The organism is Stenotrophomonas sp. JC08 (genome assembly GCF_052180205.1).
GTDB lineage: Bacteria > Pseudomonadota > Gammaproteobacteria > Xanthomonadales > Xanthomonadaceae > Stenotrophomonas.
The window spans coordinates 3420611-3446993 of sequence record NZ_CP197473.1; the positions used below are offsets into that span (position 1 = coordinate 3420611).

Sequence of the window (26383 nt, forward strand, 5' to 3'; positions counted from 1 at the left end):
AGCTGTTTTTCCCGTGGAAAGCCCCTGTTGCAGTGCAAGATGCCCCGCTTACACGCAGCTGCTACTTTCCGTCCTGACCAGCGGTGTCATAACCCGGAGCAGACCGGACGCACTGCATCTCATGTAAACCTTGGAGAGAGGGGAATCACATGGATCCACGTACTACGAAGAAAAAGACACCGGTTACCTTGCTCGCATTGGGCATCAGCCTGGTCCTGCATTCAGGCGCCGCACTGGCCCAGGACGCCGCCGGCAGCGCCGCGACCGAGCTGGATACCGTCACCGTCACCGGCTACCGCGCCAGTGTCGAGAAGGCGCTGGACATCAAGCGCGGCGAGAGCGGCGTGGTCGATGCGATCGTCGCCGAGGACATCGGCAAGTTCCCCGACAGCAACCTGGCCGAATCGCTGCAGCGCATTCCCGGCGTGGTGATCACCCGTGATGGCGGCGAAGGCCGCAACATCTCGGTGCGTGGCCTGGGCCCGGATTTCACCCGCGTGCGCATCAACGGTCTGGAAGCCTTGAGCACCGTCGGCAGCAGTGACGGCCAGGGCGGCACCAACCGCGGCCGCGGCTTCGACTTCAACGTGTTCGCCGCCGACCTGTTCTCGCAGCTGATCGCGCGCAAGACCGCCTCGGCCGACGTCGAGGAAGGCTCGCTCGGCGCCACCGTCGATCTGCGTACCGCCCGTCCGTTCGACTATGACGGCCTGACCATCGTCGGCAACGTGCAGGCCGGTTACAACGATGCCTCGCAGTCGGCGATGCCGCGCTTTGCCGGCCTGATCGCCAACAGCTGGGCAGATGGCAAGTTCGGTGCGCTGCTGTCGGTGGCCTACTCCGAGCGCGAGACCGTCGAGGAAGGCACCGGCACCGTGCGCTGGGCCGGTGGCGACAAGAATGGCGGCTTCAACACGGCCTCGCCGTTCACCGATGCGCTGCGCCCGGACGTGTACGCACCGCGCTTCCCGCGCTACACGTTGATGGAGCATGACCAGAAGCGCCTGGGCGTGACCGGTGCACTGCAGTTCAAGCCGTCCGACCGCACCACCTTCAGCCTGGATGCGCTGTACTCCAAGATCGACGCCAAGCGCGATGAGAAGTACATCGAAGCCAACGGCCTGAGCAAGTCGTCCAACGACGGCAAGAAGGAAATCCTGGTCACCGACGGCGAGGTGCGCAACGGCGCGCTGGTCTACGCCAAGATGGACAACGTCGATATCCGTGCCGAGAACCGCCACGACGAGTGGAGCACGGACTTCTACCAGATCAGCCTGGACGGCGAGCACCGCCTGACCGACAACTTCACCCTCACCGGCAAGATCGGCACCTCGCGCTCCAAGCACGACAACCCGGTGCAGGCCACGGTGATGATGGACAAGCTCAATGTCCAGGGCTACAGCTACGACTACCGCGGCAACGTCAACAAGCCGGTGTTCAACTACGGCGTGGATCCGACCGATCCCAACGGCTGGACCCTGTCCACCATCCGTCTGCGCCAGAACTACGTGACCAACGAGTTCGACAACGGCCAGATGGAGTTCTCGTGGGTGATCGGGCCCTCGCTCACGCTGGAAGGCGGCGTGCAGGCCAAGAACTTCGGCTTCGAGTCGATGGAACGCCGTCGCGTCGGTAACGAAACCGCGGTGCCGACATTCAACGGCTCCAAGATCGTGCCGGTCAACATGACCCAGCTGGCCGCGCTGCAGGGCATGTCCGGCGCGCCGGGCACCTGGGTGGTGCCGAACTTCAACGGCATCGCCAACGAGTTCGACATCCTCAGCGGTGAGGGCATCTACGCGCTGGTCGACTACAACGCCAGCATCCGCAGCGTGCAGGAGCAGGATCGCGGCGCGTGGTTGATGGGCAAGTTCGGTTTCGATATCGGCGCGGTGCCGGTCTCGGGCAACCTCGGCGCGCGTTACGTCAAGACCAAGCAGACCTCCACCGGTGTGGCCTCGGCCAGCGGTACGCCGGTAACCACCACGGTGTCGCGCGAGTACAACGACTTCCTGCCGTCGCTGAACCTGGTGGCCGAGATCACCCCGGATTTCCTGATCCGCTTCGGTGCGGCCAAGGTGATGTCGCGTCCGGGCCTGGGCAGCCTGACACCGGGCGTGAACGTCAGCGTCAGCGGCAGTGCCAAGACGGTCAGTGGCGGCAACCCGCTGCTGGATCCGGTGCGTGCCAAGACCGCCGACCTGGGCTTCGAGTGGTATTTCAATGAAGGCGCGATGGTCGGTGTGGGCCTGTTCTACAAGGACATCGAGAGCTTCATCCAGAACACCCGCGAAACCCGTCCGTTCTCGAGCAGCGGCCTGCCGGCCAGCCTGCTGGAGAACCTCAACGCTGCCGTCACCGACGACTTCGTGTTCAGCACCCCGGTCAACACCCCCGGCGGCGACCTGACCGGCGTGGAGTTCAACTACACCCAGCCGTTCCACTTCCTGCCGGGCAAGTGGTCCAACCTCGGTACGCAGCTGAACTACACCTACGTGGATTCCAAGATCCAGTATGTGACCTCCAGCGGCGTGATGGCGCAGAAGGCCAACCTGACCGGCCTGTCGAAGAACGCGTGGAACGCCACCCTGTTCTACGAAGGCGAGAAGTGGTCCAGCCGCGTCTCGGCTACCAACCGCGACGACTACCTGATCCAGGTGCCGGGTACCGAGAAGGGCTTCGACAGTGACGGCCTGGGCGTGCATGGCCAGAGCGGCACCACCTTCGTCGATGCCTCGATCCACTACCGCATCAGCGACCAGCTGGAGATCAGCCTGGAAGGCGCCAACCTGACCAACGAGGCGCAGGAATCCTGGGTCGCCAACCCGTCGGTGTCGCTGCCGCTGGAATACAGCGAAACCGGCCGCCAGTACACGCTGGGCCTGCGTTACAAGTTCTAAGCGGTCCAACAAAGCGTCAGGGGCCGGGTTGATCACATCACCCGGCCCCGCTTTCCTGCCGCGTTGCCGGCGGGCAAGTCGCGCGGCTTGCCCGGCAAAATGCCGGGCCTGTCCCGATCGCGATCATCATCGATGCCCTACCGATGCGGTCGCCGCCGTCCCTGTTTCTCTGACACGTTGACCCAATCCCTGCGGGGAGGAGCCCATTACATGGATCGTCGTATGCGCCAGATTAAAAAGACACCGGTTACCTTGCTGGCCCTCGCCATCACCACGGCCCTGGCCAGTCCGGCCGCGCTGGCACAGCAGGCCGCCGCGCCGACCAGCCCGACCGACCTGGACACGGTGACGGTCACCGGCTACCGCCAGAGCTTGCAGAAGTCGCTGGACGAAAAGCGCTACTCGACCGAACAGGTCGATGCGATCTACGCCGAGGACATCGGCAAGTTCCCCGACCAGAACCTGGCCGAGTCGTTGCAGCGCATCGCCGGTGTGTCGATCGATCGCGAGGGCGGTGAAGGCCAGCGCATCTCGATCCGCGGCCTGGGCTCGGATTTCACCCGCGTGCGCCTGAACGGGCTGGAAGCACTGGCCACCGCCGGCAACGGCAGCAGTGGCGTCAACCGCAGCCGCGGTTTCGATTTCAACACCTTCGCCTCGGAGCTGTTCTCGCAGGTCAAGGTCAACAAGACCCAGTCGGCGCAGATGGACGAAGGCTCGCTGGGCTCGACGGTGGACCTGCGCGGTTCGCGTCCATTCGATTTCGACGGTTTCCAGGCCTCGGCCAGCGCCCAGGCCGGCTACAGCGAGCTGGCCAAGGACTACGACCCGCGCGTGTCGGCGCTGGTCAGCAACACCTGGGCCGATGACCGTTTCGGCGCGCTGCTGTCGGCGTCCTACAGCAAGCGCAACGTCTACGAGGAAGGCTACAACCCGGTGCGCTGGGAGCATGGCAACCACCGCAATTCCAACCAGTCCAACGCCAACAACAACGGCACCTACGGCTTCTGTTCGCCGGCCGGCTATGACCCGCAGACACCGCGCAACCCGCTGGCCAACGAGACCCCGGCCGGCACCGGCAGCCAGTCCAACCAGGACCGCAACAACGGCTGGGGCAGCTACGGCATCAGCGCCACCCATTGCGGTACCGGCATCGAGCGCCCGGCGGCCACCGCGGGGAACATCGCCGCCTACGAGACCGCCACCAACGCCTGGATCCCGCGTTATCCGCGCTACATCCGCACCGCGCACGAGATCGAGCGGCTGGGCGTGACCGGCGCGCTGCAGTTCAGGATCTCCGACGACACTCTGCTCAGCTTCGATGCGATGTACTCGCAGCTGGACAAGGACCAGCGCGAGGATTCACTCGGCGCCAACCTGCACCGCGCCGCCAACCTCGGCGGCAAGACCCAGATCGTGGTGCGCGAGGCCGAGGTGGACGCGCAGAACCGCCTGGTCTATGGCGTGTTCGACAACGTCGATTTCCGTACCGAGTCCAGCCAGATCCAGGAGTCGACGAAATTCCAGCAGTACAGCCTGAACCTGGACCACCACTTCAACGATGCGGTGAAGCTGGAAGCGCAGGTCGGCCACTCCAGCTCGGATTACGAGCGTCCGGTGTTCTCGCTGGTCAGTTTCGACAACAGCAACGTCGACGGCTTCGTGATGGACATGCGCAACGGCGGCGACATGCCGGACATGACCTTCCCGTTCGCGCTCAATGATCCGGCGGCATGGTCGTGGCTGGGCTATGGCGCGGTGCCGGTCAACAGTAACGGCACCGCACGCGGCAGCAACATCAGTGAAGTGCGTCTGAATCCGAGTTACGTCAGCAACGCCTTCGACACCGCCAAGCTTGACCTGACCTTCAACCTCAACCCGACCTTCAGCCTGCGTACCGGCCTTGCCTACAAGGACTACGACATGGAGTCGGAGGAGTACCGCCACATCAGCTACGGCCGCCTGGCGCAGGCGCTGCCGGCCGGTGTGAGCATCGCCGACCTGAGCACCACGCTCAGCGGCTTCGGCAAGAACCTGTCGGGCAATGTGCCCGGCGGCTGGCTGGTGCCGGACTTCGGCAAGGTCGCCGAGCTGCTGGACATCAACTGCAACTGCGACACCGGCGTGCAGGGCGGCGATTACCGTCTGGCCGGCGTCGGCCACTTCGGCTCGTCCAACAACAACTTCCAGGTCAACGAGCAGAGCCTGGCCGGCTACCTGCAGCTGGATTTCAATACCGAACTGCTGGATCGCGCGTTCCGCGGCAACCTCGGTGTGCGCGTGGTCGATACCCAGATCAGCGCCTCGGGCTGGGCGCCGTGCAACGCCGCCAGTGCGGCCAACAACTCGGCCAACTGCGAGTCGTTCTTCGGTGTGGCCAGCGCCACCGCCGCGGCCGGCGAGCGTTCGCTGGTGCGTTCGGTAGTCAACCACAGCTACCAGGACGTGCTGCCGTCGCTGAACCTGGCCTGGGACGTGGCCGAGAACGTGGTGCTGCGTTTCGGCGCGGCCAAGACCATGGCGCGGCCGACCCTGGCCTACCTCTCGCCCAGCGTCAGCGGTGGCCCCACCGGCTACTTCGACGATGGCCGCGTGTTTTCCATCAACCTCGGCAACCCCAAGCTCGATCCGTTCCGTTCCACCAACTACGACCTGAGCGCGGAGTGGTACTTCGCCGAAGGCGGCCTGCTGTCGGCGGCGCTGTTCTACAAGGACATCGAAAGCTATGTGCAGCGCACCCGCCTGCTGACCACCTGGGGCGACATGGGCTACTCGCTGGACCTGCTGCCGGCCGGCTTCAGCGCCGACACGCTGTTCAACGTGCAGAGCTACTACAACACCCCGGGCGGCCCGCTGAAGGGCTACGAGCTGACCTACCAGCAGCCGTTCACCTTCCTGCCGGGCATCTGGAGCAAGTTCGGCATTCAGCTGAACTACACCCATGTCGAGTCGAGCATCAAGTACATGTTCAGCACGGCGGCCAACAGCAACACCAGCGTCACCACCACCTTCACCGACAACGACCTGGTCAACCTGTCGCCGAACTCGTACAACGCCACCCTGTACTACGACGACGGCAGCTTCAGCGCGCGTGTCTCCACCAGCTACCGCGACGGCTACATCGGCGAGATCCTCAGCCGCGAGAACGTGTGGGACCTGGACGGCAACCAGCTGACCACCGCCGACGTGACTGGCAAGCACAGCGTGCGCAACGTCGACTTCAACATGTCCTACCGGCTGAGCAAGAAGCTGTCGCTGACCTTCGAGGCGATCAACCTGCTCGACACGCCGGACCGCCGCTATGTCGATTCGTCGCTGCAGCTGGCCGACCGCTACACCGTCACCGGCCGCCAGTACTACCTCGGTGCCCGCTACAAGTTCTGACGTGGCAGCGACCCCGCATCGCAGCAGACGGCGCCTCGGCGGTCTGCTGCGATCGCGGTGGTGGCGCTTGCTGGGACTGCTCGGTGCGCTGGTGCTCGCGCTACCGGCCACGGCCACGGTGTTGTCGGTGGCCGCGGACGGGTCGGCGCAGTATCACAACGTGCAGGCGGCGGTGGATGCCGCCGTCGCACGCGCGCTGCCGGCCACCATCGTCATCGCACCGGGTACCTACCGCGAGGTGGTGGACATCCCGGTGGGTGCGCCGCCGATCGCGTTGCGGGGCCTCGATGCAGCGACCACCACGATCGTGTTCGACAACCACGCCGCGCGCATCTCGCCGGCCAGCGGCCAGCCCTTCGGCACCTCTGGTTCGGCCACGCTGTTCGTGCGCAGCAACGACTTCAGCGCCCGCCATCTGACCTTCGCCAATGACGCCGGTCCGGTCGGGCAGGCGGTGGCGGTGCGCATCAGCGGCACCCGCGCCGCGTTCGAGAATGTGCGTTTCCTCGGCCACCAGGACACGCTGTACCTGCAGGGGCAGGACACCGTGGCCTGGTTTGGCGATTGCCATATCGAAGGCACCGTCGACTTCATCTTCGGCGCCGGCACCGCGCTGTTCGAGAACTGTCGCATCCATTCGCTGGCCGACGGCTATGTCACCGCCGCAGCCACCCCGCAGGGGCGCCGCTTCGGCTACGTGTTCCGTGATTGCACGCTGACCGCCGCGGCAGGTGTCGAGCAGGTCTATCTGGGCCGGCCGTGGCGAGACCATGCCAAGGTAGCGGTGATCGACAGCACGCTGGGCGCGCACATCGTCGCCGCCGGTTGGCACGACTGGGACCAGTCGCACCGGCAGACCACCACCGACTATGCCGAGTACCGCAACCAGGGCGCCGGTGCCGGGCGCGACGGACGGGTGGGCTGGTCACGCACGCTGACCGCCGAGGAAGCCGCCGGTTACACCCCGGAGCAGATCCTCGGTGACTGGAGGGCTTACCGATGAGTGCAGTGCGTCGCTTCCCCCGCGTTCTCCTGCTGCTGGTGGCGCTGCTGCCGGCGGCGACACTGCAGGCGGCCACCGCCACCGATCCGCAGGCCGAGAACATGCTGCTGCTGCAGACCGCCTCCGGTGGCTGGTCCAAGCACTACCGCGACAAGGCGGTGGACTACCGTCGTCCGCTCGATGCGGCCGAACGTGCCGCGCTGCGGGCGCACGGACGCACGGACGACGCCACCATCGACAACAAGGCCACCACCTCGGAAATCCGCTACCTGCTGCAGGCCCATGCGCGTACCGGCAACCCCGCCTACCTGCAGGCCGCCGGTCGTGGCGTGGCCTATCTGCTGGCCGCGCAGTATCCCAACGGCGGCTGGCCGCAGTATTACCCGGACCGTTCGTTCTACCGCCACCAGATCACCTTCAACGACGATGCGATGACCCGGGTGCTGGAGCTGCTGCAGGACATCGTCGAATCACGCGATGAGCTGGCACTGCTGGCACCACAGTTCGGTAGCGAGGCACAAGCTGCGCTGGAGCGTGGGCTGGACTGCGTGCTCGCCACCCAGGTGCATATCGACGCAACCGCGACCATCTGGGCGGCGCAGTACGACGAGGTCACGCTGCTGCCGGCCAAGGCGCGTTCCTACGAGCTGCCGTCGCTGGCGGTGTCCGAATCGGTCGGCGTGCTGCGGCTGCTGATGCGCCAGCGCGCTCCCACGCCTGCCCAGGTGGCCGCGATCGAGGCGGGCATCGCCTGGCTGCAGGCGCACCGGCTGCCGGACCTGGCGATGGAGAAGATCGACGATCCAATGCAGGAGACCGGGCGCGATGTGCGCATCGTGGCCCGGCCCGGCGCATCGCTGTGGGCGCGCTTCTACGATCTGCAGCGCCAGCAGCCGATGTTCGTCAATCGTGACGGCGTGCAGGTTGCGCAGTTCGCGGACATTCCCAACGAGCGCCGTGTCGGTTATGCGTGGTATGGAGTGTGGCCGGAGAAACTGCTGCGCAGCGAATGGCCGGCCTGGCGCGCGCGCCAGGGCATGCCGGCAGATGACACCCCGCCGCAGGCACGGCACTGAAGGCAGTGAAGAAACATGCGTGGAAAGAGTGAGCTGATGAACCCGAAGACTTGTTTGCGTCCCACCCTTCTGGCCTGCGCGCTGGGCGTGCTGCTGCAGGCGCCGGCGGCACTGGCGGCCCCGGCGAAGCTGCTGTTCCAGGTATCCGCCGAGCAGGGCTTTGTCGCCGATCACGCCGAAGGCGAGGCGCAACCCAATTTCCAGGACCGGGTGAAGATCGTCGCCGACGGTGCCCGTGGCCAGGCGATCGAATGGGCCGATGACGGTGTGCTGTCGTGGAATGCGCCGGGCAACATCCAGGCCCAGCGCGGCACGCTGTCGTTCTTCTGGCGTTCGCGCTACGCGGTGGGCGAAGCGCCATTCGTGATCTTCCGCGTCGGCTATGCCGACCACAGCAGCTGGGACATGGCGTGGCTGCGCATCGACTGGAACGGCCACGGCTTCGATGCGTTCGTCACCGATGCCAACCTGGCGCGCACCCGCGTCTCCTTCAAGCTGGACAGCCATCCTTCACCGCAGCAGTGGCAGCACCTCGCCTTCGGCTGGGATGAGGACCACGGCGTAAAGCTCTTCGTCGATGGCAAGGAAGTGGCGCGCGCTGAAACCACCGGCGACTACGATGCCGCACTGGACCAGCTCGGTCTGGCCGGGCGGGTGATGGCGCCCTACCAGGTGCAGAGCCGCTACAACTTCCTGCGTGGCAGCGACTTCGACGAGATCCGCGTCTATGACCGCATGCTCGATGCCGCAGGTGTGGCCGCCCTCGCCCGTCATGCCGAACCGCGCAGCGCCGACGCTGCCGCGCCCTCGCAACGCAGCTGGTGGCATCGCCACGGCTGGGACGGCGCCGCGCCGCCGGTGCTGGAGTCGGCAACCACGACGATCCGCAAGGTCGAGTTCGCCGACGTCAAGGACCTCAAGCAGTGGATGTGGAAAGGTACCGACGGCATCGCCGAGACCACCTGGCCGGGCGTCTACAACCGCTCGCGGCTGGCCGGCCGTGACGACTATTTCCAGCTGCCCGACTGGAACACCTATGTCGAGGGCGGCCAGCAGCTGGACCTGACCATTCCCGACGGTGAAACCATCAACCGGGTGGAGATCCGCGGCGCCGCGTTCGGCACGCTGGCCGGCACCGCCGGAACCCTGTTCACCCGCCCCGAAGGCGTGGTGCGCAGTGTCGACAGCTTCGCCGCGCAGCGCGGTGGTCAGCTGCATTTCCGCAACACCGAGCAGGAAACGCCGATCCAGGAGATCTGGGGTTACCACGTCAGCGATGCGGCCGAGCCGGCAGGCTCTGTCAAGCAGCGCTACCTGATCGACAGCAGCGTGCTGCCGGACTACACCAACATCACCGGCCTGCGTGCGTACATCGACGGGCGCTATCCACAGGCCGAGCGCAGCACGGTGATGGCGTTGCCCAAGGGCGCCGGTGCGCGCAAACGCGACGCCGATACCTTGCCGGCCGAACCGTTGCCGATCGTGCATGTGCTGATCCCTTCCGGCGTCGGCGATGCGCCGGCCGCGCAGCCGCTGATCCGCAGCTGGGCCTACAGCTGGGAAAACATGTACGACGGCCTGGATGGGGTGGCCATCGATATTCCCGCGCTGGACCTGCCGGCCACGCATGACGGGCTCATCCCGCTGAACATCCGCATCAAGGATCCGATCTGGCCGGCGCGCGACATGATCGACGTGTCGGTGTCGGTCAAGCCCGGTGAGAAGCGCACCCTGTGGCTGGACCTGCGCGACCGCATCCTCACCGCCGACAGCCTGTGGATCTCGATCGCCTCGGCCGCGCCGGGCTTCAACGCCACCTCGCTGGACGGTGCCGAGGTGCGGCTGGTGTTCAAGGACCGCGAGCAGGCCAAGCAGGAACACATTGCCGACCGCTTCAACCAGGTGCGCGACAACTGGGGCTTCCTGGTCGAGGAACACACCACCTCCAAGCGCCAGCGCCTGTACGCGCGCGTCTACGCCGACCTGAGCGATCTGCTGCGGGTGGACCCGGACCACGAACTGGGCCGTCTGTACTGGAACTACATCAGCTACAACAGCCAGGGCAAACCGCCATTCGAACAGCCGCAAGCGCCCAAGGGCGTGCCGTTGTGGGCGTTCCGGCAGACCGAAGACCTCAAGTACGTGCGCCGCTTCATCGACTGGTGGATCGACCACCGGCAGGTCGCCTACGGCGATTTCGGTGGCGGCCTGTCCGACGACTCGGACCTGGTGCAGCAGTGGCCGGGGCTGGCGTTGATGGGCGTGCAGCCGGACAAGCTCAACGCCTCGCTGACCGCGCTGTCCGATGCGATCTACCGCAACGGCATGTTCGCCAACGGGCTGAGCACCATCGAAACCGACGAGCTGCATTCCTACGAGGAAGGCATCAACGCCAACAGCGCGATGCTCTACCTCAATTGGGGTGATCCGCTGACCGTCGAACGGCTGATGGAGACGGTCAAGGCGTTCGATGAGCGCATCATCCTGCCCAATCCGCAGGGCCACCTGCTGTTTTCCAGCAACTGGTTCGGCGGCAACAAGGTCTACCGCGAGCCGAACTGGCAGTGGCAGAAGCCCTATTCGTTCCCGGCGCTGCACCCGGCCTTCCTGATCGGCGAGTACAACGCCGATCCGACCGGCCGCAAGCTGGTCACCGGCCTGGCCGACAGCTGGCTGGCGCACACCTATACCGACGACAAGGGCCGCTTCACCCTGCCCAACGAGATCAACTGGGCGACCGGGCAGACCCGCGGCGGGGAATTGAACCAGGGTTCGGGCAGCGGCGATGTGATGCACCTGTTCTGGGCGGCATGGCGCTGGAGCGGCGATGACAAGTACCTGCAGGCGCTGGACTACCGCGTCGCACGCGGCGGCCCGGGCGCACTGGCCAACCTGGGCGAGAACTTCGTGCAGGCGCTGGGCCGTGAGCAGGACTGGGGCAAGCAGCTGATCGCCGAGGCGGACAAGGGCGGCGGCAGCGGCTTTGCCAACGTCATCGCATGGCAGCAGACCGCCGACAAGAAGTACCTCGAACAGATGCACGCCGAGGGTATCCAGGCCAAGGCGCAGCGCGAGTACATGAACACCGAAGGTCACTGGTGGTCGGACCGGGTCGAGGCGCCGAGCGAATTCCTGCAGCGCACGCGGCTGGGCGGCATCGCCCTGAAGCGCAACCAGAGCTGGCCCGGGCATACGGTGAGCTGGCGCTTTGCCGACGATGCCGCGGCCGAGCAGGTCGCGCTGCTGGTGGATGCGCCTTCGCCCGAGCGCTTCACCGTGACCGCCTACAACTTCAGTGGCCGCAAACAGGCCGTACAGATGACCGGCTGGAACGTGGCCGCTGGCCTGTGGCAGGTGCGCAGCGGCATCGACGCCGATGGCAATGGCCGCATCGATGGGCGCCCGCAGCGGCGCGAGATCACCTTCGAAAAAAGCATGGCCACGCCGCTGGAGTTCGTACCTGGCAAGACCCTGCTGTTCGAGTTTGAACGGATCCAGGCGGGCACGCCGGTCAGCGAACGTGCCGATCTGGGTATCGGCCGCGGCGACCTGCGCATCGACGGCGACACGCTGCATCTGATCGTGCACAGCCTCGGCCATGTCGCCACCACCACCGGTGTTGCCGTGGTACGCGATGCGCGTGGCCGGGAAGTGGCGCGGACGGCCATTCCGGCGCTGCCGGCGCCCAGCGACCTGCTGCCCAAGACTGTGACCGTACAGTTGGCCCTGCCGGCCGGTTTCGTGCGTGCCGGTGCCCGTGTGCAGGTGATGCAGGACGGTGAGGCGGAGGAAGTAACCGCGCTGAACAACACACTGCCGCTGGACTGACGGTGTGCGAAGTGTCGTCCGCACCCGGCTGGTGCGGGCGGCGCTGCTTATCCGCCGATCACTGCCGTGCTGCTGCGTGCCGGCGTCGGGCCGTCGTCGGTCTGCAGGTCGCGGATTTCGCGCCGGTACCAGTGCGGATGTTGCGGGTCGGGCAGGAACACCGTGCAGCGCTGCATCACCCGCTGGTAGACGTGCACCGACACCGCGATCTGGTCGGGACTCGGATTGCAGATGGTGTGGTACTCGTGCGGGGGGATCAGGCAACCGGCGCTGCCGGGTCCGGCCAGCAGCCCGCGCCCGGCACGGAACTGGAAACGCTCGCCGGCCTGCGCCTGCAACGCGTACTGGGTGATCTGCAGAGTGCCGCTCCACACCCCTTCCACGCACCACAGTCCGCTGTGGTCATGCAGCGGCGTGGCCTGCCCCGGCCCCCAGGTCATCGCCACCACGCTGTAGCCATGCACGGGGCTGTGATACAGCTCGCGGCGGGCGTAGTGATCGGCAACCGGTTCATGCACGCAGGCCGGCAACGCGATCTGCGCGTCGGCGATCGCCTCGCGCAGCACCTGCTGCAGGGTATGGGTGATCAAAGTGATGTCTGGCTGCTGGACGGCATGGTCCAGCGCGGCCAGCAGGCGCTCGCGGCCCGGGAATGGCGGATAGCGGTCGAGGTCTTCGTGCATCGGCCGATTTTAAGCGAGAGCGGTTAACGCAATGTTCCGGGGCCCGCATCGGGTGGAGCATGGACGCTACCCGGGAGTTCTCAGGGAATCAGGTTGCGGCGCAGCGCCGGCACCTGCTGCGCCAGCTCGTCGGCCACCATCGCCGCGAAGAAGCTGGCCCCTTCCGCGCCGAGGTGGGTGTAGTCGAAGGCGATCTTGGCCTGGCCCATCGGCTCGATGGCGTTGGCATCGACCACGGCTGGCGTGGGCGTGCCGGCTGCCGGTGGTGCGCCGATGGTGGTGCCGGCCTGCGCCGCGCTGACCTGGGCCGGCAAGGCCGGCGCCTGGGCGAAACGCATCGCCTGCACCGGACCCATCGCCTGCACCGCGGCGGTGCTGCGCGCGTGCAGGTCCACCAGCGGCACGTCCAGTTCGGCGGCGACGCGGCGGGTGGCTTCGGCCCACGGCGCCAGATCGTCGCCCAGCACGCCGTCGCGGAACTGGCGGCGGGTCAGTGGCGTCAGCAGCACCGGTACCGCGCCGGCGGCACGGACCTCGCGCACGTAGCGGCGCAGGTTGTCGGGGAATTCGTGCTGCAGGTCGGTCGAGCGTCCCGGCTTGCCGGGCTGGTCGTTGTGGCCGAACTGGATCAGCACGTGCACCTCGCGATAGGCGCCGGGCCGCATCTCCTGCAGGGCGATGTCCCACGAACCCTCGGCGCGGTAGTTGTAGCTGCTGCGACCACCGCGGGCCAGGTTCACGCAGCTCAGGAACGAGCTGACGTGGCGCGCGCAGAACGCCGGGCCCCAGCCGCCCTGCACCGCGGTGGTGGAATCGCCGACCAGCACGATCTTGCTGGCACGGATCGGTGTCGGCGGCGGGCGGTCGCTGATCGAGGGATCGGGCGCGGCGCTGGCCAGCGCGGGCACCATCGCCAGACACAGGGAAAGCAGCAAGGGACGTGGGGTCATCATCGGGCTCAGAAGGTACCGCGCTGGATAAAGGGTGCCTGCTGGTAGAGCTGGCGTTCGCCGCCGCGCGGGTCGTCGGCCTGGCGGCTGTCGGCGGCGAACAGCATCGTCTGGCGGCGTTCCAGTCCGTAGACGTCCCACGCCGGCAGGCTGGCATGGTTGGGGTTGCCGCTGCGGGCGAAGGCCAGCAGCGCGCCGCTCATCTGCGCGGCCACCTGCTGCGCCTGCGCGCTGGTGCCGGTACGTGCGCCGGGCTGGCTGACGTTGTCGAACACCAGCGGAATATCCAGGGTGTGGAAGGCGCGCAGTGCAGCGGCCTCGCCGTCGCGGTCGTACCAGTCCAGCTGGTAGGCCCAGGTCGGCGCGCTCTGTCGCGCGCGGGCTTCCAGCTCCTCGACCGCTCCGCGCCACGAACGCCCGGCGGTGGTGGCGGCGAAGAACACCTCCGACGGCGTGTAGTGCGGATACAGCCGCCGGTATTCGGCGATCACCACCGAAGGCAGCAGGTCGACGTATTGCTGGGTTTCCAGCCGGGCTGGCAGGTCTTCCCAGCTGAGCGTGAAATTCTTCGCGTCGTTGCCGAGGAAGGCGCGGGTTTCGTCACGGGTGTTGCCGATCACCATCGGAATGGAAGCCGACTGTGCGGGCGCCTGCGGCCAGAAGGGATGCACCGGCAGGTTGCGGGCATCGAGTACCGGACCCAGGTACAACCCGGTGTTCTCCACCCGCGAGGGATCACGCAGCTTCACCGCCTGCAGCAGCTGCGCCGTCGGCATGCGCCGCAGCGCCTCGGCATCGGCGTTGAAGTGGTCGAGCACCCGTTGCGCGCGCTGGCTGGCCGCGCGTGGCCCGGCCGCGGTGACCTGCTGCCCGCTCATCGTCCAGGCCTTGTGGAACAGGCCCTTGGCGGCCGGCATCGCCATCAGCGTGGCGATCTTGGCGCCGCCGCCGGACTGGCCGAATACGGTGATATTGCCGGCATCGCCGCCGAACTCGTCGGCATGTTGCTGCACCCATTGCAGCGCCTGGATCAGGTCGAGCTGGCCGACGTTGCCGGAGTCGGCAAACCGTTCGTCGCCCAGCTGCGCCAGGTACAGATAGCCGAACAGGTTGAGGCGGTGGTTGACGGTGACCACCACCACATCGCCGCGCCGGCACAGGTTGCCGCCGTCGTACAGCGGATCGCTGCCGGAGCCGTTGTTGTAGGCGCCGCCGTGGATATAGAACAGGATCGGCCGCTTGCCGCCATCGCGCAGCGCCGGGGTCCAGACATTGAGGTACAGGCAGTCCTCGCTGCCCGGACCTTCGCCCCCGCCCTGCGGCGCGGCCGCACCGTACTCGAGCGCCTCGCGCACGCCGCGCCAGGGTGCTTCCAGCAGTGCCGGCTGGAACCGGCGCGGGGCAGTATCGCCGCCATAGGGAATGCCACGGAACACGTGCACACCCTGCACGGTCTGACCGGCGATCTTGCCGCTGCGTGTTCGTGCGATCGGGCGGGAACCGGCCCTTGACGTGGCAGCCGCGGTGCCGGCGATACCGGCGGCGAGGCCCAGCAACGCGCTGTGGCGCAGGAAATCACGCCGGGCCGGCGCCTGTGGACACGTGCTCATCGGCTCGCCTCCCGGGTCTGTGCGGCGATCCACGCCAATGCCAGCTGCGGCCACACCGCGGTGGTCAGGCCGGTGGTGCCGCGGGTGCCGAAACCGTGCCCGCCATGTGGGAACAGATGCATTTCGCTGACGATACCCGCCTGTTGCAGGCCGTTGTAGAACAGCAGGCTGTTGCCGACCGGCACCACATCGTCATCGGCGGCGTGCAGCAGGAAGGTTGGCGGGGTGCCGGTGCCGATCCGGTGCTGCATCGAATAGTGCCGCCGCAGCGCCGGGCTGTCGGCGGCTCCGAGCAGGCGTTCGCGCGAGCCGGCGTGGCTGTCCGGCCCTTGCATGTCGATCACCGGATAGACCAGCAGCTGGAAGTCCGGGCGCGCGCTGGCCGTGTCGATCGCATCGGTGGCCGGATACACCGGCGTGTCGAAGCCGGTGCCCAGCCGCGCGGTCAGGTGGCCACCGGCGGAAAAGCCCATCACTCCGATCCTGTGCGGGTCGATGCCCCAGTCGCCGGCGCGGTGGCGGATCAGCCGCAGCGCGCGCTGCGCATCGGCCAGGGCCGCCTCACGGTCGGTGCGGCCTTCGCCGGGCAGCCGGTAGCGAAGCACAAACAGGCTCACCCCGCCCTGCTCCACGAACGCCGGCACCAGCGCGGTGCCTTCCTTGTCCAGCACCACCCGCTGGTAGCCGCCACCGGGGATCACCAGCAGCGCGCTGCCGTTGGGATTGGCCGGCCGGTAGGCCACCAGATAGGGTTCGCTGACGTGGTCGATATAACGGTCCGGCAGCGCCGGATCGGTGCTGCGCTCGACGATGCGTGGCGGCTGCGGGAGTGCATTGTCTCCCGGTGCCAATCCAGCGGGCCACAGCGCGATCCGGTCGCTTGATCCGGGGTCAGGCTCGATGGCAGCGGCCACTGCCGGAAGTGCCCATAGAAGTACGAGCAGGCGCACAAGACACTTTGACAGCAAGGGGTTGGAAAGATTCCGGTTGGGCATCGCGGGTCGTTGGCAGAAATGGACGGAAGGACTCTGGTGCACTGCACATTGCAAGATGACACCGGTTTACCATATACAGCTGTTCACGGCACTGTCGATGCGCGGTGCAGCAAAGCCATCAGGAGAATCACTTGAGCAACGACCAGGACAGCCAGGACCCGCAGACCGCAGGGCTGGACGCTATTGCCCGCCGCTTCGTCGATGCCCGCCAGCGCGGCGCCTCGCTTCCCGACTTCCCCGGCGAGATTCCGGAGGACCTGGTCACCGCCTACCGCGTGCAGGACCTGGCCATCGCCCGCTGGGACGACACCGTGGTGGGCTGGAAGGTGGGCTACATCGCCGCCGAGCGCCGCGACGCATCCGGCGACGAGCGCCTGCTGGGTCCGGTGTTTTCGCGTCATCTCTGGAATGCTACCGGTGCCATCACCGATATTCCGGTGTTTTCCGGCGCCGGCGGCTTTGCCGCGGTGGAAGCCGAATACGTGCTGCAGCTGCAGGCAGATGCCCCGGCCGACAAGCTGGACTGGACCCCGGAAGAGGCCGAAGCCCTGCCCGCGCGGCTGTTTATCGGCGTGGAAGTGGCCAGCAGCCCGCTGGCGACGATCAATATCCTCGGCCCGCGCGTGGTGGTGTCCGATTTCGGCAACAACAACGGTCTGGTGCTGTCGTCCGAGATCGCCGACTGGACCGCGCTGGACGAATCGCAGCTGCGCGTGCAGACCGAAATCGACGGCACGGTTGTCGGCACCGGCGGGGCGGGTAATCTGCCCGGTGGCCTGCGCGCGGCCTATGCGTTCGCGCTGTCGCGCTCGGCCAGGCGCGGGCGGCCGCTGAAGAAGGGCGAGCTGATCGCCACCGGCAATGCCACCGGCATCCATGACATCGCGGTGGGCCAGCAGGCGGTGATCCGCTTCGAGGGCCATGGCGACATTTCCTGCAAGGCTGTGGCGGCCGGCTGATCGGTCCGTGCAGCGGGTACGCGCGGAGGGCGCAATGATCACTCGCAGAAGTTTCCTCACCACCAGCCTGGGCGCGCTGGCCGCGCCGCTGCTGGGGGCGTGTTCGGCCGGCGGCGGCAATGCCGGCGGCAGCGGCCAGCTGCTGACCGCCACCGACGTGCACGTAGCCGACTATCCGACTGTCACCGCGGTCAAATGGATCGGGCAGCAGCTCGAGCAGCAGACCGGCGGCCGGCTGCGCCTTAACCAGTACCACTCCGGCCAGCTTGGCCGCGAATCGGAAGCCATCGACATGGCCCGCTTCGGTGCGATCGACATTACCCGCGTCTATTCCGGCGCGCTGAACAATGCCTTCCCGCTGACCCAGGCGCTGTGCCTGCCGTACGTGTTCGATTCGGTCGCGCACATGCGCCACGCGCTGGACAGCGGTATCGCCGAGGACGTGCTCCGCGGCTTCGAGAGCCGCGATCTGGTCGGGCTGGCGATCTACGACTGCGGCGCGCGCTGCTTCTACAACACCAAGCATCCGATCGTGGAGCCGAACGACCTGCACGGGCTGAAGCTGCGTGTGGCCAGCTCGGACATCTTCCTGCAGCTGATGCGCCTGTTCGGTGCCAACCCGACGCCGATGTCGCTGGGCGACACGTTCTCCGGCATGGAGACGCACATGATCGACGGTGCCGAGAACAACATGCGCAGCTTCCATTCCAGTCGCCATTTCGAGGCGGCCCGTTACTGGTCGCAGAGCGAGCATTCCTATGCGCCGGACATCCTGCTGATGTCACGCCGCAGCCTGGAGGCACTGCGCCCGGCCGACCGGCAACTGCTGCTGGAGCTGGCGCGGCAGTCGGTGCAGCAGATGCGCAGCGCCTGGGACGCCTCCGAGGACAAGGCCCGGCAGGCGGTGCTGGCCTCGGGAGTGAAGGCCAACGCGGTGGACATGGCCGCCTTCCGTGCGGCCGCCGAACCGCTGTTGCGCCAGTACCTGCAGCAGCCGGAGATCGCCGCCCTCCACCGCCGCATCCGTGATTTCGCCTGAGGCCCGTGTCGATGTCCGATTCCAATGTAAGTCCGGCCTTGAACGGCCCGCAGAAACTGCTGGAACAACTGGCCAGTGTGGTCATCCATGTCGCCGCGATCGCCCTGCTCGGGCTGGTGGTGGTGCAGGGCTGGCAGGTGTTCGCCCGTTATGTGATCAACGATTCGCCCAGCTGGACCGAGCCGGTGACGTTGCTGCTGCTGAGCACGGCGATGAGTCTGGGAGCCGCCGCCGGCGTGCATACCAACCGCCACTTCGGCTTCTACCTGCTGGCCGAGCACATGAACCCGCTGCTCAAGCGCCTGGTCGACGCGCTGGTGCCGCTGATCATCGCCACCATCGGCGGCTTTATCGCTGTCTGGGGCTGGGTGCTGTGGATGGACGGGCTGCACATCAAGACCGCCGGCGCCAGCCTGCCGCAGAGCGTGAACTACCTGCCGCTGAGCATCGGCGGTGCGCTGATGGTGGTTTTCGCCTTGAACCGGCTGGTGCTGTCGCTGTATCCGGCCGCCATTGAAAAGGGACGTTGAGCATGGGCATTGCAATCCTCTTCGCCGTGTTCGGCGTACTGCTGTTGATCGGTGTGCCGGTGGCCTATGCGCTGGCCGCCGCGGCACTGGCCACGCTGCTGTACCTGGACCTGCCCAGCATCGTGCTGGTGCAGCAGATCTCCGCCGGCACCGGCTCGGCGTCGCTGATCGCCATTCCGCTGTTCATCTTCGCCGGTGAAATCATGATGCGTGGCGGCATCTCCGAGCGCCTGATCTCGCTGGCGTCCTCGCTGGTCGGGCGCCTGCGCGGCGGCCTGGGCCAGGTCTCGATCCTGTCCTCGCTGTTCTTCGGCGGCGTGTCCGGTTCAGCGATTGCCGACGTCTCGGCGGTTGGCGGCACGATGATCCCGCAGATGGTCAAGCGCGGTTACGACCGCGACTTCGCGGTCAACGTCAGCATCACCGCGGCGCTGGTGGCACTGCTGGTGCCGCCCTCGCACAACCTGATCCTGTTTTCGGCGGCGGCAGGCGGCGGTCTCTCCATCGCCGACCTGTTCGCCGCCGGTATTGTTCCGGCGCTGTTGATGACCGTGGTGCTGATGGTCACCGGCTATGCGGTGGCGCGTCGCCGCGGCTACGGCGTGGAGCCGTTCCCGGGCCTGCGCGCGGTGCTGACGCGGCTGGTCGCGGCGCTGCCGGGGCTGGGGCTGGTCGCGCTGATCTTCGTCGGTATCCGTGCCGGCATCTTCACCGCGGTGGAATCGGCGGCGATCGCGGTGGTCTACGCGCTGCTGGTGACCATCGTGCTGTACCGCCAGCTGCGGGTGAAGGAGTTCCTGGAAACCGTGGTGCATGCCGCGCGCAGCACCGGCGTGATCCTGTTCGTGATCGCCACCGCGGCGGTATTCGGCTGGCTGCTGGCCTACCTGCAGGTGCCGGCGGCAGCGGTCGATTTCCTGCAGTCGTTCGCCCACAGCAAGCACATGGTGCTGGTGATGATCGTGCTGATGCTGCTGTTGCTGGGCACCTTCATGGACCTGGCGCCGCTGATCCTGATCTGCACGCCGATCTTCCTGCCGGTGGCACGCGCCTATGGCATCGATCCGATCCACTTCGGTCTGGTGCTGGTGCTGGCCGGCGGCCTGGGCCTGGTCACGCCACCGGTGGGCTCGGTGCTGTTCATCGGTACCGCCATCGGCAAGATCAGCGTCGGCGAAAGCATGAAGACCATCTGGCCGTTCTGGCTGGCCGGACTGGCGGTGCTGCTGCTGGTGGCGCTGTTCCCGGAGATGTCGCTGTGGCTGCCGGCGTTGCTGCGCAGTTGATGCAAACCCGGTGCGGACGTGCCTGCGTCCGCGCCGGTCGGCTTGTGTGACGACCGGCGGGGCTGTCCCCGCCTTCCCTGTGGAGATGTAATGAACGTGACCCGTACCCTGGCCGCGCTGGCCGTCAGTTGCCTGCTGGCTGCCACCCCGGCACTGGCCAAGGACGCGCCGTCGGCCTGGAAACGTGGCATCGAGCACCAGCGCCAGGCCGATCTGGGCGATGGCCGCTTCCTCAACCCGGTGCTGGCCGGCGACCGCCCGGACCCGTCGGTGCTCAAGGACGGCGAGGACTACTACCTCACCCTGTCCTCGTTCGACGCCTACCCCGGCCTGCCGATCTGGCATTCGAAGGACCTGATCAACTGGCGGCCGCTGGGCCATGCCATCACCAAAAACGTCGGTTCGATCTGGGCGCCGGACATCGTCAAGCACAACGGCCGCTACTTCATCTATTTCCCGGCGCGGGTGGGCGGTACCGAAGGCAACCTGCGCAGCAACTGGATGGTGTGGGCCGATGACATCAACGGGCCGTGGAGCGAGCCGGTTGATATCGGCCTGGGCAAGTACATCGACCCGGGCCACGCGGTGGGCGAGGACGGCAAGCGCTACCTGTTCCTGTCGGCCGGCGCCTACGTGCAGCTGGCCGACGACGGCCTGAGCGTGGTCGGCACGCCGAAGCACGTCTACGACGGCTGGCGCTATCCGGAAAGCTGGGACGTGGAAGCCTACGCCCAGGAAGGCCCGAAGATCAGCTTCCGCGACGGCTGGTACTACATGACCACCGCCGTGGGCGGCACCGCCGGCCCGCCGACCGGGCACATGGTGATCAGTGCGCGCTCGCGCTCGATCCACGGGCCGTGGGAGAACGCGCCGCACAACCCGATCATGCGCACCGTCAGCCGCGACGAGCCGTGGTGGTCGCGCGGCCACGCCACGATTGTCGAAGGCACCGACGGCCGTGACTGGATGGTCTACCACGGCTACGAGAACGGCTACTGGACGCTGGGCCGGCAGATGCTGCTGGAGCCGATCGAATGGACGAAGGACGGCTGGTTCGTGGCCACCGGCGGTGACCTCGGCACGCCGCTGGCCAAGCCGGCCGGCCAGCCGCAGGCGCATGGCATGGCGCTGTCGGACGACTTCAGGGGTGCCACGCTCGGCGCCCAGTGGTCGTTCTTCAATCCGGCCCCGGACGAGTACCGGCGCCTGGGCTTCGGCAAGGACGGCCTGACGGTGCAGGGCAAGGGCAGCACCCCGCGCGACGCCTCGCCGCTGACCGCCATCGCCGGTGACGTGGCCTACCAGTTCGAGGTGGAAATGGAGATCGAGCCGGGTGCCTTCGGCGGTGCGCTGCTGTTCTACAGTGACCGCCTGTATGCCGGGGTGGGCAGCAATGGCGAGGATTTCATCCTGCACCGTTATGGCGATGAGCGTCCGCTCAGGCCCAAGGCCAGTGCAAAGGGGGGCAGGCTGTGGCTGCGGGTCACCAACAACCGGCATATCCTCACCGTGCACACCTCCCGCGACGGCAGCCACTGGCAGAAGTACCCGGTGCAGATGGAAGTCTCCGGCTACCACCACAATGTCGCCGGCGGCTTCCTGGCGCTGAAGCCGGCCATCTACGCGGCAGGCGAGGGCAAGGTGCGCTTCCGCCAGTTCCGCTACCGCGCTCTTGATTGATCGCGGACCGATAGAATGCCTGCATTGAACGGTTTCAAGGACATCGCCTTGCGCAAGAAAGCCGACCCAGACACGACCACCCGCCCGGTGGGCCGCCCCGCCACGATCAACGACATCGCGCGGCTGTCGGGGGTTTCCAAGAAGACCGTGTCGCGGATCATCAACAACTCGCCGCTGGTGCGCAAAGACACCCGCGAGAAGGTCGAGGCGCTGATGCGCGAGGTCGGTTACGCGCCCGATCCGCTGGCCCGTGGGCTGGCGTTCCGGCGCTCGTTCCTGATCGGCATGGTCTACGACAATCCGACCGCGCAGTACCTGGTGGACATGCAGTACGGTGCACTGGACGCGCTGCGCGGCTCCAGCTTCGAGCTGGTGGTGCATCCGTGCGACACCCGCAGCCCCGGCTACATCGAGGGGGTGAAGCGTTTCGTGCAGCAGCAGAAGCTGCACGGGGTGATCCTGGTGCCGCGCGCCTCGGAAGACCAGGCGCTGGCGGACATGCTCGAGGAGATCGGCTGCCGCTTCACCCGCATCGCCTCGCTGCCGCTGGATGACACCTCGCAGATGGTGATCACCCACGACCGCGACGGCGCCGCCGAAGCGGCCGACTACCTGCTCTCGCTCGGCCACCAGGACATCGCCCTGATCACCGGTCCCAGCGCCTACCGCTCGGCGCACGAGCGCACCGACGGCTTCATCGAGGCACTGCGCAACCGCGGCATCGAACTGCCGCCGGCGCGCGTCATCGAGGCCGGTTACACCTTCGAGTCGGGCGTGGCCGCGGCCGAGAAGCTGCTGCTCGGCAAGCAGCGGCCGACCGCGATCTTCACCGGCAACGACGAGATGGCGGCCGGCGTCTACAAGGTCGCCATGCGCGAGGGCATCAACATTCCGCGTGAACTGTCGGTGGTCGGCTACGACGACAGTCCGCTGGCCTCGCGGCTGTGGCCGCCACTGACCTCGGTGCGTCGCAACACCCGTGACACCGGGAGAACAGCGGCCGCGATGCTGATCCAGCCGGAAGGCCACACGCCGTTGCCGGTGGCCAGCGTGCGCCCGCACCTGATCGTGCGCGATTCCTGCCAACCGCCCCAGGATTGAGCTCCAGGCTGTTGTTCTGAAAAGGGAACCCGGTATTCCGCAATGCAAAATGACACCGGTTTCCTTTATGGCTAGAATGGCCTCCAACGGACCCGGGACCCCCACCCCGGGCTCCGGCTTGCACCGCTCCGGCGGCGGCAGTGCCGCTATATCCCCTCCGGCGATCGCGCCGGCATCAACGAACCACCGCTTCAGGGAGAGGAACACCATGACGAATCCATTCAGTCTCGAAGGCAAGGTCGCTCTGGTAACCGGTGCCAATACCGGTCTGGGCCAGGGCATCGCGCTGGCACTGGCCGCCGCCGGTGCCGATATCGCCGGCGCCGGCATCGTGCCGGCCGATGAAACCGCCGAGAAGGTGCGTGCGCTGGGCCGCCGCTTCCTCAACATCGACGCCAACCTGATCAGCATCGAGCCGGTCGAGCGCGTGGTCGCCGAGACCATCGCGGGGCTGGGCCGCATCGACATCCTGGTCAACAACGCCGGGCTGATCCGTCGCGCCGACGCGGTCGAGTTCAGCGAGAAGGACTGGGACGACGTGATGAACGTGAACATCAAGTCGGCGTTCTTCATGAGCCAGGCCGCCGGCAAGCAGTTCATCGCCCAGGGCAGCGGCAAGATCATCAACATCGCCTCGATGCTGTCCTTCCAGGGCGGCATCCGCGTGCCGTCCTACACCGCTTCCAAGAGCGGCATCGCCGGCATCACCCGGCTGCTGGCCAACGAGTGGGCCGGCAAGGGCGTGACCATCAACGCCATCGCCCCGGGCTACATGGCCACCGACAACACCGCGCAGCTGCGTGCCGACGAGGACCGCAACCAGGCGATCCTGGACCGCATCCCGGCCGGCCGCTGGGGCAAGCCGGAAGACCTGGGCGGCACCGCCGTGTTCCTGGCCTCCAGCGCCTCGGACTACGTCAACGGCGCCATCATCCCGGTCGACGGCGGCTGGCTGGCGCGCTGATCCCGTTTCCCGCGTGCGCGCCGCTGCCGCGCACGCTTCATGCAATCCCGTACTGAATAGAGAGTTTCGCCATGAAAATCGCATTGATGCAGGAGTTCAGCCAGGCCGCCAAGAATCCGGTGGTGCTGGAACAGCTCAACACCGTCGCCGCCGCACAGGGCCACACCGTGTTCAACGTCGGCATGGACGGTGACAACGATCACCGCCTGACCTACATCCACCTGGGCATCTGCGCATCGCTGCTGCTGAACTCCAAGGCGGTGGATTTCGTGGTCGCCGGCTGCGGCACCGGGCAGGGCGCGATGATGTCGCTCAACGCATGGCCGGGCGTGTTCTGCGGCTACTGCATCGAGCCGACCGACGCGTTCCTGTTCGCCCAGGTCAACAGCGGCAACGCGCTGGCGCTGCCGTTCGCCAAGGGCTTCGGCTGGGGTGCGGAAATCAATATCCGCTACATCTTCGAGAAGGCGTTCGCCGGTGAGCGTGGCCAGGGTTACCCGGCCGAGCGCAAGGAATCGCAGATGACCAACGCCGGCATCCTGGCGCAGGTCAAGCAGGGCGCTTCCAAGGACTTCATCGAAGGCCTGAAGGCGATCGATCCGGAGCTGGTGAAGCAGGCCGTCGGTGGCGAGCGCTTCCAGAGGGCGTTCTTCGACAACGCCCAGGACGCCGACATCGTCGCCTACGTGAAGGGTGTGCTGGGCAAGTAAGCCCGGTCGCATCGTTGCCTTGCCCTCACGGGCAGACAAGGGCGCCTGCGGGCGCCCTTGTTGTTTGCGCTGCTGCCGCCCGTGGCAACCCCGGCCGGCGATTCCCCAACCGTTCCCGGAGTCCTGATGAAACCTTCCGCCCTCTGCCTGTTGGCCCTGTTCCTGGTTGCCGGCGTTGCCGTTGCGGCCGAACCCGCGCAGCGGGTCTTCATCGCCGCCGATTCCACCGCCGCCACCTATGGTCCGGAACGGGCACCGCAGGCCGGCTGGGGCCAGGCGCTGCAGAGCTGGCTGGATCCGGCGCAGTGGCAGGTGCGCAACCACGCCATCGGCGGACGCAGCACCCGCAGCTTCATCAACGAAGGACGTCTGGACCAGATCGCCGGCGAGCTGCGCCGCGGCGACGTGCTGCTGATCCAGTTCGGCCACAACGATGCCAAGTTCGAGGACGCCACCCGCTACACCGATCCGGACAGCGATTACCCGGCATTCCTGTCGCGTTACATCGCCACCGCACGCGCCAAGGGCGCCACGCCGGTGCTGGTCACCCCGGTGGCGCGGCTGCTGTACGACTTCGGCGCGCTGCTCGATACCCACGGCCGCTACACCCAGGCGATGAAGCGGGTGGCGCAGGAGCAGGACGTGGCGCTGATCGACCTTAACGCCAGTTCGATGGCCTGGATCCGCGCGCTGGGCGAGCAGGGTGCGCAGCCGTACTTCATGTTCGTGCCCGAGCAGGGCAAGGCCGACGGCACCCATTTCAGCGTGGCCGGCGCTACCGCGGTGGCCTGTCTGGTGATGCGCGGCTGGGTGGACGTGCAGCCGCAACTGCGGGCCGGGCTGCAGCGCGATATCGACTGCGGCGCGATCAGCGCGCCGCCGCTGCCGGCGGTCGCAACAGCTGCGCCATCGGCGGCGGCACCAGTGAAGCCCACCGGCGCCAATCCGCATGGCTCGCAGGTGATCGAAGAGCAGGACATCGGCCGCGAGCAACCCGGTCCGCACGGTGGCGCCGGCCCGACCACCGCCTACTCGTTCTTCGCCGAGGTGGCCGATCTGCCGTTCGTACTTCGCAAGCGGGTGCTGCACAAGGGCGCCGGCATCGGCCTGCACCCGCAGCACAAGGACGAGATCTACTACATCGTCAGCGGCCGCGGCCACTATGTGCTCGATGGCACGGCCTACGACGTCGGCCCGGGCCACGCGCTGCTGACCCGCGCCGGCAGCACGCACGCCTTGCAGCAGCACGGCGAGGAGGATCTGGTGCTGCTGCTGGCCTATCCGGCGGTGGCGCCGCGGTAGGGCGCTATCGCGCGCGGACGCGCTGCAGGCAGCGCTGCGCGGTGATCGCATCGGCCCAGGCTCCGCGCCGGTACAGCACGAAACAGTGGCGGCCACCGTCGCGGGTTTCCACCGCCAGTGAATTGGGAAAGACCGGAACCAGATTGAGCAGCCGGGTCCAGCACGGCCGGACCTGGACGATGTCCGCCAGCGTGATGCTGGTCGAGCCGTTCTGCACGTTGAATCCGTGCGAGGTGAACAGCAGTCGCCGGTCGGTCAAACGCAGCCGCCCGCCCACGGTCTCCACGCCACGCTGCAGATTGGCCGCGCCCTCGCGCAGCAGGGTTTCATCAGGGTCCAAGGAAAAATCCATGGCAGCACTCCTTGCAGGGACAGGTGCCAAC

Annotated in this window: 19 protein-coding genes; 14 read left to right on the forward strand and 5 right to left on the reverse strand. The window is 67.1% G+C overall.

Annotated elements, in window-relative coordinates:
- Positions 1-149 precede the first annotated feature (149 nt).
- The 5 genes from ACSBPQ_RS15735 (at position 150) to ACSBPQ_RS15755 (ending at position 12191) form a co-directional block, all read left to right on the forward strand.
- A complete protein-coding gene (locus ACSBPQ_RS15735) occupies positions 150-2900 on the forward strand; it encodes a TonB-dependent receptor (RefSeq protein ID WP_442683001.1) in 2751 nt (916 codons plus the stop codon).
- Between the two features lie 222 nt (positions 2901-3122).
- On the forward strand, positions 3123-6284 hold the full coding sequence (locus ACSBPQ_RS15740; protein WP_442683002.1) for a TonB-dependent receptor: 3162 nt from the start codon (positions 3123-3125) through the stop codon (positions 6282-6284).
- Between the two features lie 67 nt (positions 6285-6351).
- A complete protein-coding gene (locus tag ACSBPQ_RS15745; protein WP_442683003.1) occupies positions 6352-7287 on the forward strand; it encodes a pectinesterase family protein in 936 nt (311 codons plus the stop codon).
- Positions 7284-8363, forward strand: a complete 1080-nt coding sequence (gene pelA / locus ACSBPQ_RS15750) for a pectate lyase (protein ID WP_442683004.1) — start codon at positions 7284-7286, stop codon at positions 8361-8363. The genes ACSBPQ_RS15745 and pelA overlap by 4 nt, the downstream gene beginning before the upstream one ends.
- 36 nt (positions 8364-8399) lie before the next feature.
- Entirely contained in the window at positions 8400-12191 is a 3792-nt protein-coding gene (locus ACSBPQ_RS15755; RefSeq protein ID WP_442683005.1) for a LamG-like jellyroll fold domain-containing protein, read from the forward strand.
- A gap of 47 nt (positions 12192-12238) precedes the next feature.
- On the opposite strand, the gene ACSBPQ_RS15760 is transcribed toward ACSBPQ_RS15755, so the two are convergent.
- The 4 genes from ACSBPQ_RS15760 to ACSBPQ_RS15775 all read right to left on the reverse strand — a co-directional run bounded on the left by ACSBPQ_RS15760 (position 12239) and on the right by ACSBPQ_RS15775 (position 16429).
- The gene (locus tag ACSBPQ_RS15760) at positions 12239-12874 is read right to left on the reverse strand and encodes a cysteine dioxygenase (RefSeq protein WP_442683006.1); all 636 of its coding nucleotides are present in this window, start codon (positions 12872-12874) and stop codon (positions 12239-12241) included.
- Positions 12875-12954: 80 nt separating this feature from the next.
- Entirely contained in the window at positions 12955-13824 is an 870-nt protein-coding gene (locus ACSBPQ_RS15765; RefSeq protein WP_442683007.1) for a rhamnogalacturonan acetylesterase, read from the reverse strand.
- A gap of 8 nt (positions 13825-13832) precedes the next feature.
- The gene (locus ACSBPQ_RS15770; RefSeq protein ID WP_442683008.1) at positions 13833-15434 is read right to left on the reverse strand and encodes a carboxylesterase/lipase family protein; all 1602 of its coding nucleotides are present in this window, start codon (positions 15432-15434) and stop codon (positions 13833-13835) included.
- Complete coding sequence (locus ACSBPQ_RS15775; protein ID WP_442683009.1) at positions 15431-16429, reverse strand: alpha/beta hydrolase; 999 nt, start codon at positions 16427-16429, stop codon at positions 15431-15433. The genes ACSBPQ_RS15770 and ACSBPQ_RS15775 overlap by 4 nt, the downstream gene beginning before the upstream one ends.
- Before the next feature lie 131 nt (positions 16430-16560).
- Between ACSBPQ_RS15775 and ACSBPQ_RS15780 the strand changes: the two genes are divergently transcribed.
- The 9 genes from ACSBPQ_RS15780 to ACSBPQ_RS15820 all read left to right on the forward strand — a co-directional run bounded on the left by ACSBPQ_RS15780 (position 16561) and on the right by ACSBPQ_RS15820 (position 26000).
- The gene (locus ACSBPQ_RS15780) at positions 16561-17388 is read left to right on the forward strand and encodes a 2-keto-4-pentenoate hydratase (RefSeq protein ID WP_442683010.1); all 828 of its coding nucleotides are present in this window, start codon (positions 16561-16563) and stop codon (positions 17386-17388) included.
- Between the two features lie 34 nt (positions 17389-17422).
- Positions 17423-18427 carry a TRAP transporter substrate-binding protein gene (locus ACSBPQ_RS15785; protein WP_442683011.1) on the forward strand — a complete coding sequence of 335 codons (1005 nt, stop codon included), beginning with the start codon at positions 17423-17425 and terminating at the stop codon, positions 18425-18427.
- Between the two features lie 11 nt (positions 18428-18438).
- On the forward strand, positions 18439-18957 hold the full coding sequence (locus ACSBPQ_RS15790; RefSeq protein ID WP_442683012.1) for a TRAP transporter small permease: 519 nt from the start codon (positions 18439-18441) through the stop codon (positions 18955-18957).
- A gap of 2 nt (positions 18958-18959) precedes the next feature.
- On the forward strand, positions 18960-20243 hold the full coding sequence (locus ACSBPQ_RS15795) for a TRAP transporter large permease (RefSeq protein WP_442683013.1): 1284 nt from the start codon (positions 18960-18962) through the stop codon (positions 20241-20243).
- 90 nt (positions 20244-20333) lie between these two features.
- The gene (locus tag ACSBPQ_RS15800; protein WP_442683014.1) at positions 20334-21923 is read left to right on the forward strand and encodes a family 43 glycosylhydrolase; all 1590 of its coding nucleotides are present in this window, start codon (positions 20334-20336) and stop codon (positions 21921-21923) included.
- Positions 21924-21938: 15 nt separating this feature from the next.
- Positions 21939-23024: a LacI family DNA-binding transcriptional regulator gene (locus ACSBPQ_RS15805; protein WP_442683015.1), complete on the forward strand. Its 1086-nt coding sequence runs from the start codon at positions 21939-21941 to the stop codon at positions 23022-23024.
- Between the two features lie 208 nt (positions 23025-23232).
- Complete coding sequence (gene kduD, locus ACSBPQ_RS15810; protein WP_442683016.1) at positions 23233-23988, forward strand: 2-dehydro-3-deoxy-D-gluconate 5-dehydrogenase KduD; 756 nt, start codon at positions 23233-23235, stop codon at positions 23986-23988.
- A 71-nt stretch (positions 23989-24059) separates the two neighbouring features.
- Positions 24060-24698, forward strand: coding sequence for an RpiB/LacA/LacB family sugar-phosphate isomerase (locus tag ACSBPQ_RS15815; RefSeq protein WP_442683017.1), 639 nt, complete (start codon positions 24060-24062; stop codon positions 24696-24698).
- Between the two features lie 126 nt (positions 24699-24824).
- Positions 24825-26000, forward strand: a complete 1176-nt coding sequence (locus ACSBPQ_RS15820) for a GDSL-type esterase/lipase family protein (RefSeq protein ID WP_442683018.1) — start codon at positions 24825-24827, stop codon at positions 25998-26000.
- 4 nt (positions 26001-26004) lie between these two features.
- Here ACSBPQ_RS15820 and ACSBPQ_RS15825 read toward each other — a convergent pair whose 3' ends face one another.
- Complete coding sequence (locus ACSBPQ_RS15825) at positions 26005-26352, reverse strand: GRAM domain-containing protein (RefSeq protein ID WP_442683019.1); 348 nt, start codon at positions 26350-26352, stop codon at positions 26005-26007.
- Positions 26353-26383: the final 31 nt, after the last annotated feature.

Coding starts and splice junctions, on each gene's coding strand:
- ACSBPQ_RS15735 (WP_442683001.1), top strand. CDS start 150: ATGGATCCACGTACTACGAAGAAAAAGACACCGGTTACCTTGCTCGCA.
- ACSBPQ_RS15740 (WP_442683002.1), top strand. CDS start 3,123: ATGCGCCAGATTAAAAAGACACCGGTTACCTTGCTGGCCCTCGCCATC.
- pelA (WP_442683004.1), top strand. CDS start 7,284: ATGAGTGCAGTGCGTCGCTTCCCCCGCGTTCTCCTGCTGCTGGTGGCG.
- ACSBPQ_RS15755 (WP_442683005.1), top strand. CDS start 8,400: ATGAACCCGAAGACTTGTTTGCGTCCCACCCTTCTGGCCTGCGCGCTG.
- ACSBPQ_RS15760 (WP_442683006.1), bottom strand. CDS start 12,874: ATGCACGAAGACCTCGACCGCTATCCGCCATTCCCGGGCCGCGAGCGC.
- ACSBPQ_RS15765 (WP_442683007.1), bottom strand. CDS start 13,824: ATGACCCCACGTCCCTTGCTGCTTTCCCTGTGTCTGGCGATGGTGCCC.
- ACSBPQ_RS15770 (WP_442683008.1), bottom strand. CDS start 15,434: ATGAGCACGTGTCCACAGGCGCCGGCCCGGCGTGATTTCCTGCGCCAC.
- ACSBPQ_RS15775 (WP_442683009.1), bottom strand. CDS start 16,429: ATGCCCAACCGGAATCTTTCCAACCCCTTGCTGTCAAAGTGTCTTGTG.
- ACSBPQ_RS15785 (WP_442683011.1), top strand. CDS start 17,423: ATGATCACTCGCAGAAGTTTCCTCACCACCAGCCTGGGCGCGCTGGCC.
- ACSBPQ_RS15790 (WP_442683012.1), top strand. CDS start 18,439: ATGTCCGATTCCAATGTAAGTCCGGCCTTGAACGGCCCGCAGAAACTG.
- ACSBPQ_RS15795 (WP_442683013.1), top strand. CDS start 18,960: ATGGGCATTGCAATCCTCTTCGCCGTGTTCGGCGTACTGCTGTTGATC.
- ACSBPQ_RS15800 (WP_442683014.1), top strand. CDS start 20,334: ATGAACGTGACCCGTACCCTGGCCGCGCTGGCCGTCAGTTGCCTGCTG.
- ACSBPQ_RS15805 (WP_442683015.1), top strand. CDS start 21,939: ATGCCTGCATTGAACGGTTTCAAGGACATCGCCTTGCGCAAGAAAGCC.
- kduD (WP_442683016.1), top strand. CDS start 23,233: ATGACGAATCCATTCAGTCTCGAAGGCAAGGTCGCTCTGGTAACCGGT.
- ACSBPQ_RS15815 (WP_442683017.1), top strand. CDS start 24,060: ATGAAAATCGCATTGATGCAGGAGTTCAGCCAGGCCGCCAAGAATCCG.
- ACSBPQ_RS15820 (WP_442683018.1), top strand. CDS start 24,825: ATGAAACCTTCCGCCCTCTGCCTGTTGGCCCTGTTCCTGGTTGCCGGC.
- ACSBPQ_RS15825 (WP_442683019.1), bottom strand. CDS start 26,352: ATGGATTTTTCCTTGGACCCTGATGAAACCCTGCTGCGCGAGGGCGCG.